The 14,876-nt window shown below is 73.0% G+C and carries 12 protein-coding genes; 5 read left to right on the top strand and 7 right to left on the bottom strand.

Going from position 1 to position 14,876, the window contains the following annotated elements; all coding sequences use genetic code 11:
• Positions 1–98 precede the first annotated feature (98 nt).
• Positions 99–1,514: a type I glutamate--ammonia ligase gene (gene glnA / locus G5C65_RS03780; RefSeq protein ID WP_165297148.1), complete on the bottom strand. Its 1,416-nt coding sequence runs from the start codon at positions 1,512–1,514 to the stop codon at positions 99–101.
• 239 nt (positions 1,515–1,753) lie between these two features.
• Here glnA and G5C65_RS03775 point away from each other — a divergent pair, with 239 nt between their 5' ends.
• A complete protein-coding gene (locus G5C65_RS03775) occupies positions 1,754–2,227 on the top strand; it encodes an RDD family protein (RefSeq protein ID WP_165297147.1) in 474 nt (157 codons plus the stop codon).
• Between the two features lie 120 nt (positions 2,228–2,347).
• Here G5C65_RS03775 and G5C65_RS03770 read toward each other — a convergent pair whose 3' ends face one another.
• The 4 genes from G5C65_RS03770 to lipB all read right to left on the bottom strand — a co-directional run bounded on the left by G5C65_RS03770 (position 2,348) and on the right by lipB (position 5,256).
• On the bottom strand, positions 2,348–3,049 hold the full coding sequence (locus G5C65_RS03770) for a DUF4191 domain-containing protein (RefSeq protein WP_165297146.1): 702 nt from the start codon (positions 3,047–3,049) through the stop codon (positions 2,348–2,350).
• Positions 3,050–3,059: 10 nt separating this feature from the next.
• Positions 3,060–3,263, bottom strand: a complete 204-nt coding sequence (locus tag G5C65_RS03765) for a hypothetical protein (protein WP_165297145.1) — start codon at positions 3,261–3,263, stop codon at positions 3,060–3,062.
• A 109-nt stretch (positions 3,264–3,372) separates the two neighbouring features.
• The gene (gene lipA, locus G5C65_RS03760) at positions 3,373–4,317 is read right to left on the bottom strand and encodes a lipoyl synthase (RefSeq protein ID WP_165297144.1); all 945 of its coding nucleotides are present in this window, start codon (positions 4,315–4,317) and stop codon (positions 3,373–3,375) included.
• An 84-nt stretch (positions 4,318–4,401) separates the two neighbouring features.
• Complete coding sequence (gene lipB / locus G5C65_RS03755; RefSeq protein ID WP_165297143.1) at positions 4,402–5,256, bottom strand: lipoyl(octanoyl) transferase LipB; 855 nt, start codon at positions 5,254–5,256, stop codon at positions 4,402–4,404.
• A 238-nt stretch (positions 5,257–5,494) separates the two neighbouring features.
• Here lipB and G5C65_RS03750 point away from each other — a divergent pair, with 238 nt between their 5' ends.
• Positions 5,495–7,234: an NsdA family TPR-like regulatory protein gene (locus G5C65_RS03750; RefSeq protein ID WP_165297142.1), complete on the top strand. Its 1,740-nt coding sequence runs from the start codon at positions 5,495–5,497 to the stop codon at positions 7,232–7,234.
• An 89-nt stretch (positions 7,235–7,323) separates the two neighbouring features.
• Positions 7,324–8,088 carry a metallophosphoesterase family protein gene (locus tag G5C65_RS03745; RefSeq protein ID WP_165297141.1) on the top strand — a complete coding sequence of 255 codons (765 nt, stop codon included), beginning with the start codon at positions 7,324–7,326 and terminating at the stop codon, positions 8,086–8,088.
• A 96-nt stretch (positions 8,089–8,184) separates the two neighbouring features.
• On the opposite strand, the gene G5C65_RS03740 is transcribed toward G5C65_RS03745, so the two are convergent.
• Positions 8,185–9,456, bottom strand: a complete 1,272-nt coding sequence (locus tag G5C65_RS03740) for a histidine kinase (RefSeq protein ID WP_165297168.1) — start codon at positions 9,454–9,456, stop codon at positions 8,185–8,187.
• A gap of 425 nt (positions 9,457–9,881) precedes the next feature.
• Here G5C65_RS03740 and G5C65_RS03735 point away from each other — a divergent pair, with 425 nt between their 5' ends.
• Positions 9,882–12,200, top strand: a complete 2,319-nt coding sequence (locus G5C65_RS03735; protein WP_165297140.1) for an MMPL family transporter — start codon at positions 9,882–9,884, stop codon at positions 12,198–12,200.
• 443 nt (positions 12,201–12,643) lie between these two features.
• Positions 12,644–13,531, top strand: coding sequence for a Gfo/Idh/MocA family protein (locus G5C65_RS03730; RefSeq protein WP_165297139.1), 888 nt, complete (start codon positions 12,644–12,646; stop codon positions 13,529–13,531).
• 101 nt (positions 13,532–13,632) lie between these two features.
• On the opposite strand, the gene glnII is transcribed toward G5C65_RS03730, so the two are convergent.
• On the bottom strand, positions 13,633–14,661 hold the full coding sequence (gene glnII, locus G5C65_RS03725) for a glutamine synthetase (protein WP_165297138.1): 1,029 nt from the start codon (positions 14,659–14,661) through the stop codon (positions 13,633–13,635).
• Positions 14,662–14,876 lie beyond the last annotated feature (215 nt).

The following is a 14,876-nucleotide window of genomic DNA, read 5'->3' as shown; positions in this document are numbered from 1 at the left end:
CCGGAAACGAGCCGGGAACAACGGGAATCAATGAGTATTGTTCCCACAGGTCACAGCACGTTTCCAGCACCTATCACCAGGTGAGCAAACCCCAGCCCTCAGATGTCGAAGTACAGCTCGAACTCGTGCGGGTGGGGGCGGAGCTGCATGGGGGCGATTTCGTTGGTGCGCTTGTAGTCGATCCAGGTCTCGATCAGGTCGGCGGTGAAGACGCCGCCCGCCTGGAGGTACTCGTTGTCGGTCTCCAGGGCGTCCAGGACGGCCGGGAGGGAGGTGGGGACCTGGGGGACGTCCGCGTGCTCCTCGGGGGCGAGCTCGTAGAGGTCCTTGTCGATCGGCTCGGCGGGCTCGATCTTGTTCTTGACGCCGTCCAGCCCGGCCAGGAGGAGGGCCGAGAAGGCGAGGTACGGGTTCGAGGAGGGGTCGGGAGCGCGGAACTCGACGCGCTTGGCCTTCGGGTTCGAGCCCGTGATCGGGATGCGCATCGCCGCGGAGCGGTTGCGCTGGGAGTAGACCAGGTTGACCGGGGCCTCGAAGCCCGGGACCAGGCGGTGGTACGAGTTCACCGTGGGGTTGGTGAAGGCCAGGAGCGAGGGGGCGTGCCGGAGGATGCCGCCGATGTAGTAGCGCGCGGTGTCGGAGAGGCCCGCGTAGCCCTGCTCGTCGTAGAAGAGGGGGGCACCGGACTGCCAGAGGGACTGGTGGACGTGCATGCCGGAGCCGTTGTCGCCGAAGATGGGCTTCGGCATGAAGGTGGCGGTCTTGCCCGCGCGCCAGGCGGTGTTCTTCACGATGTACTTGAAGAGCATCAGGTCGTCGGCGGCGGCCAGCAGGGTGTTGAACTTGTAGTTGATCTCCGCCTGGCCGGCCGTGCCGACCTCGTGGTGCTGGCGCTCCACCTGGAGGCCCGCACGGTTCAGCTCCAGGGTGATCTCGGCGCGGAGGTCCGCGAAGTGGTCCACCGGGGGCGCCGGGAAGTAGCCGCCCTTGTAGCGGACCTTGTAGCCGCGGTTGCCGCCGTCCTCCAGGGCGCCGGTGTTCCAGGCGCCCGCCTCGGAGTCGATCTCGTAGAACGAGCGGTTGGCCGTCGTCTCGAAGCGCGCGCTGTCGAAGACGTAGAACTCGGCCTCCGGGCCGAAGTACGCCGTGTCGGCGATGCCGGAGGAGGCGAGGTACGCCTCGGCCTTCTTGGCCACGTTCCGCGGGTCCCGGCTGTACTGCTCGCCGGTGATCGGGTCGTGGATGAAGAAGTTGATGTTGAGGTGCTTCTCCGAGCGGAACGGGTCGAGACGCGCCGTCGACAGGTCCGGGACCAGCGCCATGTCCGACTCGTGGATGGCCTGGAAGCCGCGGATGGACGAACCGTCGAACATCAGGTTCTCGGCCGGGTCGAACGATTCGACCGGTACCGTGAAGTGCTGCATGATGCCCGGCAGGTCGCAGAAGCGGACGTCGATGAACTTGACGTCGTTGTCCGCGATGTACTTCTTGGCCTCGTCGGCGTTCTGGAACATCCAATTCCTCCTAGTCCCGCCCACGCCTCCAGCTCCAGACTCCGGGAGGGACGGGGATTGCTCCGGGCGCGGGCCAGTGCGGTGGCGCGCTGCTGACCGACGATAGGCAGGAGCCATTTCTCCGGCATGACTCGTTTGTTTCGCCGATGTTAACCAGGACACAGGGGTGGAGGAGGGATGGCGGCGCCGCCGCGTCCCCCCGTCGTCCCCGATTTCGCCCCCTTCGATACCGTTGACGCGTGGACAACAGGGAAGCAATCGGATCGTGGCTGTCAGGACCGCGCGCCGCCACCGAGGGGGCGGGGGCCGCCGACCTCGGCTACCGCGGCGAGCAGCTCGGCCTCCCCGAGCAGGGCCCCGGCTCCGTCGCGCCCACCGGCCGGCGGTTCGGCGCGCTCTTCATCGACTGGGCGCTCGCGTCCCTCATCGCCTTCGGCCTGCTGGCCGACCGCCAGGTGCACGCCACCGGCAACTGGGCGCTGCTGGTCTTCGTCGTGATGAGCCTGTTCACCGTCGGTACGGTCGGCTCGACGCCCGGCAAGCTGCTGCTGCGGCTGCGCGTCGTCAGCGTGGACGGGCTGGGCAGTCTCTCCGTCTGGCGCACCGCCGTGCGCACCGTGCTGCTGGGGCTCGCCCTCCCCGCGCTGATCTGGGACCGCGACGGTCGCGGGCTCCACGACCGGTTCTCCGGCGCCGTACAGGTGCGGGTCTAGCGGGCTTCCTCGGCTCCGGCGGGATTCCTGCGGTGCCGCGGTGCGGGACCGTACGGGCGGGGGCGCCGTCGTATACGACCGGCGGCGCCCGCGCCCGTGGTCAGGGCCGTACGGTGACGTTCAGCGCAGGCCCCCGCTGCCCTTGGGGCCCTTCGGCATGCGCATGCCCTTCGGCATCGGTCCCTTCGGGACCGGCATATTGCTCATCAGGTCGCCCAGCGCCCGCAGCCGGTCGTTGACCTCGGTGACCTGGGAGCCCGGCAGCACCCGGGGCAGCTTCACGATCCGGGTGCGCAGCTTGGTCAGCGGCACCTGGCCCTCGTCGTTGCCGACGATCATGTCGTGCACCGGCACATCGCCGACGACGCGGGACATCTTCTTCTTCTCGGACGCCAGCAGGCCCCGCAGCCGGTTCGGGTTGCCCTCGCCCACCAGGACGATGCCGGCCTTGCCGACCGCGCGGTGCACGACGTCCTGGCTGCGGTTCATCGCGATGGCCGGGGTGGTGTGCCAGCCGCGGCCGAAGTTCTCCAGCACCGCCGCCGCGGCCCCCGGCTGTCCCTCCATCTGCCCGTACGCGGCCCGCTCGGCGCGCCGCCCGAAGACGATCGCGCACGCGAGCAGCGCCAGCAGCAGACCGAGGATGCCCAGGTAGATCGGGTGGCCGATCCAGAATCCGATCGCGAGGAGGACGCCGAGGGTGACCAGCCCCACGCCGGCCAGGATCCATCCGATCTTCCGGTCCACGCGCCGGGTCATCTTGTACGTCTGGGCGATCTGCTTGAGCCGCCCAGGATTCTCGGTGTTGTCCTTCCTCGCCATGGGACGCAGTTTACGTGGCGGGGCGCGCCCCCTCGCGCGCGGAGTCGAGTACGCGCTGGGCATCGGCGCGCAGCCGGGCCCGGCGCCGGTCCTCCAGGACGGCGCTCCGCGCGTTGCGGCACGCGGTCCGCTGTCCGCGGCCGAGCAGCAGGCCCTCCAGGCCCGCGAGCGCGTGCAGGACCGTGCGCTTCGCCGTACGCCTCGCAGGCGTCATACGCCTCGCAGGCGTCGCAGGCGTCGCTGGCAAGGCGATCCCCCTCCAGCCGTGAGCCGAGTGTGCGGACGGGACGGATACCGCGTCCGGGGGATGTCCCCCGCGCGCTTCACGCCGCCGGTGTCGCGGCCTTCCGGGCCTCGATCGCCTGCTGGTAGAGCCGGCCCGCGCGGTACGAGGAGCGGACCAGCGGGCCGGACATGACGCCCGCGTAGCCGATCTCGTCGGCCTCCTGCTTCAGCTCCACGAACTCCTGCGGCTTGACCCAGCGCTCCACCGGGTGGTGCCGGGGCGTCGGGCGCAGGTACTGAGTGATGGTGATCAGTTCGGCGCCCGCCTCGTGCAGGTCGCGCAGCGCCTCGCTGATCTCCTCGCGGGTCTCGCCCAGCCCCAGGATCAGGTTGGACTTGACGACCAGGCCGGCCTCGCGGGCCCGGGTGAGGACCTCCAGCGAGCGCTCGTAGCGGAAGCCGGGGCGGATGCGCTTGAAGATGCGGGGCACGGTCTCGACGTTGTGCGCCAGCACCTCGGGGCGGGCGGAGAAGACCTCCGCGAGCTGGTCCGGCTCGGCGTTGAAGTCGGGGATCAGCAGCTCGACGCCGGTGTCCGGCATCATCCCGTGGATCTGGCGGACCGTCTCGGCGTACAGCCAGGCGCCGCCGTCCTCCAGGTCGTCGCGGGCGACGCCGGTGATCGTCGCGTAGCGCAGCTCCATGGTGCGGACGGACTCGGCGACCCGGCGCGGCTCGTCCCGGTCCAGCTCGGCCGGCCTGCCGGTGTCGATCTGACAGAAGTCGCAGCGCCGGGTGCACTGCTCGCCGCCGATGAGGAAGGTGGCCTCGCGGTCCTCCCAGCACTCGAAGATGTTGGGGCAGCCCGCCTCCTGGCAGACCGTGTGCAGGCCCTCGCTCTTGACCAGGTTCTGCAGGGCGTTGTACTCGGGGCCCATTTTCGCCCGGGTCTTGATCCACTCGGGCTTGCGCTCGATGGGGGTCTGGCTGTTGCGGACCTCCAGGCGGAGCATCTTGCGACCGTCGGGTGCGACAGCGGACACGTCCGGCTCCCTACGTACTTTCGAATCGTCGGCGTAAGCCACCCTACGCCTCTGCTTTACGGGGTGTATACGAGCTGGGGGCGCTCAGACCGCGCGCGGCAAGGGCTCAGCGGACTCCAGCACCGCGCGCAGCTGCTTCTCCACCACGGGAAGCACCTCGGCGACGTCCACCTTCCGGCCCAGCTCCTCCGAGAGCGAGGTGACGCCCGCGTCCCGGATGCCGCAGGGCACGATCCGGTCGAACCAGGTGTTGTCCGGGTCGCAGTTCAGCGAGAAGCCGTGCATCGTGACGCCCTTGGCCACCCGGACGCCGATCGCGCCGAGCTTGCGGTCCTCGCCGCGCTGCCCCGCGTTGGAGGGGGCGTACTCGGGGCCCATCAGGCGCGGGTCGTACTCGTCGTCCTCGTCCGCGGCGCCGCCGCTGCCGCCCGGCTCCAGCCGGGGGTCCAGATCCAGGGCGAGGCCGCCCGCGCGCCCCCGCGGCGGCTCCGGTGGCTCGACGGAGTCGCCCAGCACCCACACCCCGCTGCGGCCCTCCACGCGCGTGGTCTCCAGCCCGAACTCCGCGCACGCCCGGATGAGCGCCTCTTCCAGACGGCGCACATGCGCCACCACGTCCACCGGGCGCGGCAGTTTCAGGATGGGATAGCCGATGAGCTGGCCCGGACCATGCCAGGTGATCTTGCCGCCGCGGTCCACGTCCACCACCGGGGTGCCGTCAAGCGGGCGCTCGTCGTCGGCGGTGCGCCGTCCGGCCGTGTACACGGGCGGGTGCTCCAGCAGCAGACAGGTGTCGGGGACCTCGTCGGCGAAGCGCGCCGCGTGCACCCTGCGCTGCTCCTGCCACGCCTCCCGGTACTCCACGGCCTCGGCGCCGAACCCCAGGTGAACGAAGTGCAGTGCGTCGCCGTCCACCGCTCCCGCCCCGTACTGGCCCATGCTGCTCCTCCTCCGTCCGGGCACCGGCCCGCCCGCCTGGCAGGCCGTGCGCACTCGCGCCCCCCGCCACTGTACGGCCGGGGCGCACGGGGTTCGCAGCAGGCCGCCTCCTCACACGTATGGATGAATACGCGACGAAGGGCGCGAGTGATGTGCGAAGGCCCGTTACATTCGCGCCGTTCCAGCAGGGCGCCCCGGCGCCTGCCGTAAGCCGCGAGGGCAGGAGACCGTAAAGCCGATGACGATGGAACGACCTGGCGCCGCAATCAGTGCGAACCAGTCCTCCCAGCAGCGCATCCCCAACCGACAGCTTGCCGCTCTGATCGCCGAGGCGGGCTTCTCCAACGCGGGTCTCGCCCGCCGTGTGGACCAGCTCGGCCTGGAACACGGTCTGGACCTGCGCTACGACAAGACATCGGTGACACGGTGGCTACGCGGACAGCAGCCGAGGGGCACCACACCCGCACTGATCGCGGAGGTCTTCACCCGCCGCCTGGGGCGGCGGCTCACCGCGCAGGACCTCGGCCTGGACGCGTGCGCGCCGGTGTACGCGGGCCTGGAGTTCGCCGCGACGCCCGCCGAGGCCGTGGACATCGTGAGCGGGCTCTGGCGCAAGGACTCCGGCAGCCACGCGGAGCTCCGCAAGATCGCGTTCACCCCGGCCGGGCTGGTGGTGCCCAGCCGCGACTGGCTGATCGGCCGGGCCGACGAGCGGGTGGCCCGCGGCCCGGAACCGGACGCGGCCGGAGCCACCGGTCCGGGAGGCCCTGGCGGTCCTGGCGGCCCCGGGCATGCCGGGCACGGTGGTCCCGGCGGGCACGGCGGGCACGGCGGGCATGGCGGGCATGGCGGGCACGGCGGGCACGGCGGGCACGGCGGGCATGGCGGGCATGGCGGGCACGGCGGGCACGGCGGCGAGGCGCCGGGCGCGCGGGGCGCGGGGCCGGGGAGCGCCGCCCCGGGCGCGGGCGGCGGCGTGGGCGTACGGGTGCCCGCGCAGACCCGTACGGGCGGCGCCCTCGCCCGGCCCCCGCTGTCCGCCGCACGGCTGGACCGTATCGAGCGCGGCCCGGGGCAGCGGGTCTCCGGGGGCGACGTGGCCGCGCTGCGCTCGGTCTGCGAGCTGTTCCGCGCCCTCGACCACGCGTACGGCGGCGGGCACGCCCGCCAGGCCCTGGTGCGCTATCTGGAGCACGAGGCGGAGCCGATGCTGCGCGGTGTCTACGGCGAGCAGCTGGGCCGACGGCTCTTCGGCGCCGCGGCCGATCTGACGAGACTGGCCGGCTGGACCTCCTACGACATCGCGGCGCACGGCCTGGCGCAGCGCTACTTCGTCCAGGCGCTGCGGCTCACCCAGGCCGCGGGCGACCGCGCGTTCGGCAGCTATGTGCTGGTGACGATGAGCCGGCAGGCCGTCTACCTGGGGCACGGGCGGGAGGCGGTGCAGCTGGCGCGGGTGGCGCAGCAGGGCGTGGGCGCGTCGGCGACGCCGGTGGTGCAGGCGCTGCTGCACGCCGCGGAGGCGCGCGGGCACGGCGTGCTGGGCGAGGTGCGCGCCTGCACGGCCTCGCTGGCGCGGGCCGAGCGGGCGCTGGAGTCGGCGCGGCCCGGCGAGGAGGTGCCGCAGTGGGCGCGCTTCTTCGACGAGGCGCAGCTCGCCGACGAGCTCGGGCACTGCCACCGCGATCTGCAGCAGTACCGGGCTGCGGCCCAGCACTCCGAGCGCTCGCTCCAGCTGCGCGGCGCCGGGTACGCGCGCAGCCGGCTGTTCTGCCGGGTGGTGCTGGCGACGGCCCGCCTCGGGCTCGGCGAGATCGACCAGGCGTGCGCGCTGGCGGCGGAGGCGGCGCACCAGGCGGCGGAGATGCGGTCGGTGCGGGCGCACGAGTATGTGCGGGACTTCGAGCGGCGGCTGGAGCCGTATCGGGACGCGGCGGCGGTCCGGGCGTACCGGGAGAAGGTGTCGGCGCTGGTCTGAGGCGTTCCGCGGGGTCGTCCCGGGGTCGTCCCGGGGCCGGGGCCCGGGGCCCCTTGGGGGGCGCGTCGCGCGGCGGGCAGGATGGCGGCATGCATGAGCGCGTAGCCGTACTCTCCGATGTCCATGCTGTCCTGCCCGCCCTGGAGGCGGTGCTCGCCGAGCCGGACGTGGCCGCCGCCGACCGCGTCGTCCTCACCGGCGACCTCGCCGCCGGGCCGCAGCCGGCCCAGGTCCTCGACCTGCTGGCCGGGCTCGGCCGGCGGGCGGTGTGGCTCAGCGGGAACGCCGACCGGGAGCTGGTGGAGTACCGGCGCGGGGAGCGGGACACGATCCCGGACCCGATCGGCCCGTGGGCGGCCGGGCAGCTCCGCGCGGACCACCTCGACCTCCTCGCCCGGCTCCCGGAGCGGGTCACGCTGCCGGTGCGGGGCCTGGGCACGGTGCTCTTCTGCCACGCCACCCCGCGCGACGACGAGGAGATCGTGCTGGTCGACTCGCGCCCCGAGCGGTGGCGGGAGGCGCTGGCCGGGGTGCCGGAGGCGGTCCGCACCGTCGTCTGCGGCCATACGCACATGCCGTTCGTCCGGCTCGCGGACGGGCGGACGGTGGTGAACCCGGGCAGCGTCGGCATGCCGTACGGCGGCGGCAGCGGCGCGGCGCACTGGGCGCTGCTGGGGCCGGGGGTCGCGCTGCGGCGCACCGCGTTCGACGCCGGGGAGGCGGTACGGCGGGTGGCGCGGGACTCGGCGTACCCCGGGGCGGCCGAGTGGGCGGAGACCTATCTGGGGACGCCGCCGGGGGACGCGGAGGCGCTGGACGCGCTGCACACGGCGGCGGGCGACGGCTCCGCGTAAGCGGGTCCAGCGGGTCCAGCGGATCCGGCGAGTCCCGCGGATTCCGCGTACCCGCAGGCTGCGACGCGCCGCAGGGGGCAGCCCCTGCCCAGGCAGTTACTCCGGCACAGCGGTGCAGGGGATCTCCATGGTGACCATGGTCGGCCCGCCCTTGGGGCTGCTGACCGCGAACACGCCGTCGAACTGGCCCAGCCGCCGCTCGACGCCCTTCATGCCCGTGCCCCGGTCCGGGGAGGCGCCGCCCTTGCCGTCGTCCGTGACGGCGATCTGGAGTACGCCGCCCACGTCGTGCGCGTAGCCGATGTCGACCCAGATCCGGTGCGCGCCGGAGTGCTTGGCGGCGTTCGTCAGCACCTCGCTGAGCGCGAAGTAGGCCGCGGACTCCACCGGCTCCTCGAAGCGGCCCGGCAGCTCGACGTCCAGCTCGACGGGGAGCTCCATGCGCAGGGCCAGCGCCTGGGCCGCGTCGCCGAGGCCGCGCTCGGCGAGGACCGGCGGGTGGATGCCGCGCACCAGGTCGCGCAGCTCGGTCAGCGCCTCGGCGGAGTTCTCCCTCGCCTGCGCGATCAGCTTCTTCGCCTGCGTCGGATCCCGCTCCACCAGCGCCTCGATGGTGCCCAGGCTCATACCCATCGCCACCAGCCGGGCCTGCGCCCCGTCGTGCAGATCCCGCTCGATGCGCCGCAGCTCCGCCGCCGAGCTGTCCACCGCGTCATGCCGCGTCTCGTACAGGTACTCGACGCGGCGGGCGAGCCGCGCACCGCGCGTGGGAGCGAGCAGGCTCTGCGCGACCAGGAAGTGGGCCCGCAGGTAGTGCGGGTTGGTGGCCACCGCCAGCAGCAGGACCGCGGTGCCGAGGCCGGCGCACTGGACGGCGTCGCCGAAGTTCTGTACCTCGATGAAGCCGTACCAGAAGCCGTGGCCCCGCACCGCCTGCCAGACGCCCGCGAAGACCATCCAGCCCTCGACTCCGTAGGCGAACAGCATCGGCGGGAGCAGCGCCAGCAGGGTTCCGGCCGCCGTGTCGACCGGCAGCCAGAGCAGGTCCCGCCAGCTGGCGGGGTCCTTCAGCAGCAGCACACAGCGCTCCACCTGGCCCGTGACGCCCGGGGCCAGCGGCGGCAGCGGGCGGTACGGGACGGCGATGGGGACGCCGGACCACTCGTGCGCCAGCGCCCTGCGGTGGTTGGCGTGCGCCCGCACCAGCTCCAGCACCCAGGGGGTGGAGAACACCCCCAGCCCGAGCGGGATCAGCGCCAGCGAGACCAGCGCGGTGATGAAGAGGCTCAGCGAGACGCCGAACGAGAGGACCGCGAGCCCGGTCCCGCGCACCGCGGAGACCAGGGCCGAGAGCGCCCGGCGGAGCACACCGGCCCCGGACCCGGGCGCGGGCCCGGCCGCGCGGGCCGGGCCCGCGCCGCCGCCCGGCGACCGCGTCCCGGCGTCGTCCGCCCGGCCCGTACGACCTGTACGGCCCGTACGGGGCGGGGCGGTGAGCGTTCCGCCCCGCTCCGCTCCCCCGTCGATTCTCGTACCGCCGCTCACGTGTCCTCACTCCGCCGCGCTCCGCCCGCTTCTGCGGGCACGGTCCCAGTCTGCGTCGCGCTCCGCCGCCGGGCCACAGGGGTCGCTCCCCGGTGGGGGTGCACCTAGCACCACCCCCGCCGGTGGCCCCTCGCCACCGCCCGATACGGGGCTTCGACGGCTGGGGCGGCCCCCGTCCCGTTCCTAGTGTCAATGGCACAACGGCACGCACATGACGACGACTTATCCGGGGAGACGGGGAGAGCCCGATGCGGCACGGAACACGGAACACACAGCGGCGGCCCAGCGGCCTGGCGGGGCGGCTCGGCGGCTGGAGCACACGGCACCGCAAAACGGCGATCTTCGGCTGGCTCCTCTTCGTCGTGGTCGCCTCGGTACTCGGCGGGATGGCAGGGCTGAACACGCCGGAGGCCCACGAGCAGGGCACCGGCAACTCCGGCAAGGCCCAGAAGATCCTGGACGACGCGGGGATCGAGAACCACCCCAGCGAGTCCGTGATGGTGACCGCCGACGCCAAGGGCGGCTGGCAGTCAGCGGCCCGCGAGGTGACCGCCGCGGTCAAGGGCACCGGCGAGGTGCGGCACGTCCGCGCGGCGCTGCCCTCCGACGACGGCAAGTCGGCGCTCATCGGCTTCGAGATGAAGAAGGACGACGAGGCGCTCAAGGACGACGGCAAGCCCACCGACGAGGTGATCGGAGCCGTCGACAAGGTGCGCGACGCGCACCGGGACGACGGCGTCGAGATCTACCAGACCGGCGCGGCCAGCGGCCAGAAGTGGCTGGACAAGATCCTGGGCGAGGACTTCGCCAAGGCGGAGTGGACGGCCGTGCCGCTGGCGCTGGGCATCCTGCTGGTCGCCTTCGGCGCGCTGGTCGCCGCACTGCTGCCGGTCGCCCTCGCGGTCACCGCGTTCGTCGCGGCCAACGGGCTGGTGGCGCTGGCCAGCACCCAGATGCACATCGACGAGCAGACCACCTCCGTGATGCTGCTGATGGGCCTGGCCGTCGGCGTCGACTACTGCCTGTTCTATCTGCGCCGCGAGCGGGACGAGCGGGCCAGGGGCCGGGACTCCGAGACGGCGCTGCGGGTCGCGGCGGAGACCAGCGGCCGGGCCGTGCTGGTGTCCGGGCTGACGGTGATGGTCGCCATGGCGGGGATGTTCCTGTCCGGGCTGCTGCTCTTCAAGGGCTTCGCGCTCGCCACCATCACGGTGGTCCTCATCGCGATGCTCGGCTCGGTCACCATCCTGCCCGCGCTGCTCTCCTGGCTCGGCGACCGGGTCGAGAAGGGCAAGATCCACTTCTTTAAGAAGCACAGCCTGGGCGGTCGCAAGAAGGACATCGCGGCGGGGCACCGCAAGCCCAAGGGCCGCTTCGCCGGCGCGCTGCTGCGGCCCGTGCTGGCGGCACCCGGAGTGTTCGTCGCGCTGGGCGCGCTGGCGATGCTGGCGCTGGCCGCCCCGGCGCTCGGGATGAAGACCGAGCAGCTCCCGCTGGAGAAGCAGATGGCCTCCGACGCGCCGCTGCGCGTCGCCTCCGAGAAGATCAACGAGACCTTCCCCGGCGGCCCGGCGCCCGCGACCGTCGTCGTCAAGGCCGACCAGGGCGAACTGCACGGCGCGGTGGCCGACTTCACCCGTGCGGTGCGGGCCGACCAGGAGCACTTCGGCAAGGGCGTGGAGACCACCTTCGACGACGCGAAGGGCGTCGCCGTCGTCGACGTCCCGCTGCGCGGCAGCGGCACCGACGACACCTCCAAGGCCGCGCTCGACGAGCTGCGCGACAAGCTCGTCCCGGAGAAGCTGCGGCCCGCCGCCGAGAACGGCGACGCCTACGTGATGGGCGAGCTCGCCAGCTCGACCGACTTCAACGACCAGCTGACCGCCGACATCGCGCCGATCCTCGCCTTCATCACGGTCGTCACCTTCCTGCTGATGCTGGTGTGCTTCCGCTCGGTGCCGATCGCCCTGGTGACGATCCTGCTCAACCTGCTGTCCGTGGGCGCCGCTTACGGGGTGATGACCGCCGTCTTCCAGCACGGGGTGGGCACCGAGCTGCTGGGCACCGAGAAGACCGGCGCGATCGAGGCGTGGATGCCGCTGTTCATCCTGGTGGTCCTCTTCGGGCTCTCGATGGACTACCACGTCTTCGTCGTCTCCCGGATCCGTGAGGCGCGGGAGCGGGGCATGTCGACCCGCGAGGCCATCCGCGACGGCATCCGCGCGACGGCCGGGGCGGTGACGAGCGCTGCGGTCATCATGGTCGCGGTCTTCTCGGTCTTCGCCACGCTGTCCATGACGGACATGAAGCAGATGGGCGTCGGCCTCGCGGTGGCGGTGCTGCTGGACGCGACGCTGGTGCGGATGGTGCTGCTGCCCGCCGCGATGATGGTGCTCGGCGAGCGGTGCTGGTCCATGCCGAAGTGGCTGGGGTGGCTGCCCGAGATCAAGCACGGCTCCGACGAGCCGGAGCCGGGGCCCGCGCCGGCGGCCGGGTACGGCCCGGGGTACGGCCACGTCGCTCCGGTCCCCGAGTACGGGCAGGAGCCCCCGGTTCCGATGCGCTGAACCCCTTCCCTCTCCGGGTGGCGGAGCCCGGCGGTGCCGCAACGGCGCCGCCGGGCTCCGGCGTTTCCGGCCGGGCGCCGCCGGGGAGGGGCAGCCCCTCCCCGGGGACATCGCCGTGTCTCCTCCGAGGAGGCCCCAGCCCCCGGGCCGGGTAGGAATCGAACCCCCGCGGAGCAGGGCAAGGAACGACGTTCGCCGCCAAGGCGAAAGACCGCCCACACGATCGAGTAGGCGGATCGCCGTGCGGTGCGAGAACCAAGCTCCGTACGCGCGCTGATCGAGAACCAAGACAGCGCACCCAGAGCCTTGCTCTGCACAACCGGGCTGGTTCCAACCCGGCTGGTGTTGAGGGAGTAAGACCTTGCTGGTCGCTGACCTGTGGGGCTTCCTGAGCCAGGAATCCCCCTGCTTCAGCTGGGGGAGGGTTCAATAAGGTGAGGGCCATGCGCTATGCACTGCTGGGAACGGGGCCCTGGGCCGAACGCACGCACGGGCCCGCGCTGGCCGCGCACCCGGACGCGGAGCTCGTCGGGGTGTGGGGGCGCCGCCCGGAGGCCGCCGAGGCCCTCGCCGGGCGGCTCGGCACCCGCGCGTACGCCGACGCGGACGCCCTCCTCGCGGCGTGCGACGCGGTCGCCGTCGCGCTGCCGCCCGATGTCCAGGCCCCGCTGGCGGTGCGGGCCGCCGAGGCGGGGTGCCATCTGCTGCTGGACAAGCCGGTGGCCACCACGCCGGAGGCGGCGCGGGAGGTGACGGCCGCTGTCTCCCGCGCCGGCGTGGCGTCCGTCGTCTTCTTCACCCTCCACTTCGACGCGGAGACCGGCCGCTGGCTCCGCGCACAGCGGGAGCGCGTGGACGGCGCCGACGGCTGGCTGCTGGGCCGCGCCGACTGGCTCTCCCCCGTCTTCGCGGGCTCCGACACCCCCTACACCGCCTCGCCCTGGCGGCGTGCGAAGGGCGCCATGTGGGACATCGGGCCGCATGCGCTGTCCGTGCTGATGCCGCTGCTGGGCACGGTGTCGGAGGTGACGGCGGCGCTCGAAGGCCCCGGCGACACGGCGCACCTGGTGCTGCGGCACGCGGGCGGCGCTTCGAGCACGGTGACGGTGAGCCACTCCGTGCCGGAGGCCGCGACCGGGGTGTTCGCGGAGGTGCGCGGCGCCGCGGGGGTCGCGACGCTGCCGGAGCGGAGCGACGCGCCGGACACGGCGTTCGGGCGGGCGGTCGACGCGCTGGAGCGCGCCGCGGCCGGCGGCGAGCCGCATCTGTGCGACGTCCGGTTCGCGGAGGCGGTCACGGATGTCCTGGCCCGCGCGGAGGCGCTGCGCTAGCGGCACGGCGCCCCCGGCCAGGAGGAGCGGCCGGGGGCGCCGCGGAGAGGGGGCGGGGACTCCGCACGTACCCGCCCCCCCCGTCACAGGGGGCTGGGTGCTCAGATCTGTCCGGCCTTCTCCAGCGCGGTGCAGCAGGTGTCCACCATCAGCCGGGTCACCACATACGGGTCGGCGTTCGCGTTGGGCCGCCGGTCCTCGATGTAGCCCTTCTTCTCCTGCTCCACCTGCCAGGGGATCCGCACCGAGGCGCCGCGGTCGGAGACGCCGTAGCTGTACTCGTCCCAGGGCGCCGTCTCGTGGGCGCCGGTCAGCCGCTCCTGCACCCCGGCGCCGTAGGCCCGTACGTGCTCCAGCGGCTTGCCCTCGGCGCCGAGCGCCTCGCAGGCCGTCACGATGGCGTCGTAGCCCTCGCGCATGGCGCGGGTGGAGAAGTTGGTGTGCGCGCCCGCGCCGTTCCAGTCGCCCTTGGCGGGCTTGGGGTCGAGCGTCGCGGAGATGCCGAAGTCCTCGGCCGTGCGGAACAGCAGCCAGCGCGCCACCCATATGTGGTCGGCGACCGCCAGCGGGGCGAGCGGGCCGATCTGGAACTCCCACTGGCCCGGCATCACCTCGGCGTTGATGCCGGAGACGCCCAGTCCGGCGGCGAGGCAGTGGTCCAGGTGCTTCTCGACGACGGCGCGGCCGAAGACCTCGTCCGCGCCGACGCCGCAGTAGTAGCCGCCCTGCGGGGCCGGGAAGCCGCCCTCGGGGAAGCCGAGGGGGCGGGCCCCCTCGAAGAAGGTGTACTCCTGTTCGATGCCGAACAGCGGCTCCTGCCCCTCGTGGCGCTCCGCGACGGCGCGCAGCGCCGCCCGCGTGTTCGACGGGTGGGGGGTGCCGTCGACGTGGTGGACCTCGCAGAGCACGAGCAGATGCTCGCCGCCGCGGAGGGGGTCCGGGCAGGAGAACACCGGCGTGAGCACCAGGTCCGAGGATCCGCCCTCGGCCTGGCCGGTGCTGGACCCGTCGAAGCCCCAGGTGGGCAGCGCGTCCGCGGCGGTTCCCGGCGCGAGGATCCTGGTCTTGGAGCGGAGCTTGGCGGTCGGCTGGCTGCCGTCGGTCCAGAGGTATTCGGCCTTGATGCTCACGGTGCCGTCCTAACGAGCGCGCGGGTGCGTACGAGGGCGTACGGGCGCGTGCGCGGCGTGCGTGCGCGCGGCGTACCGCCTGCCGCAACGCAGCCTCACAGGAGGCGATTTCCCGGCCGTTGCCCGGCCGTGAACCGGGTGTAACGTGCCGTCCCATGAGCGAGGACAGCGCGCGGAGGCGCGAGAGAGCCGGGGCGTCCGGGGGGCGCGGGGGC

Source organism: Streptomyces boncukensis (assembly GCF_011045075.1).
Lineage (GTDB): Bacteria > Actinomycetota > Actinomycetes > Streptomycetales > Streptomycetaceae > Streptomyces > Streptomyces boncukensis.
Note: the sequence above shows the minus strand (reverse complement) of the source record. Positions and strands in the feature narration are given on the sequence as shown.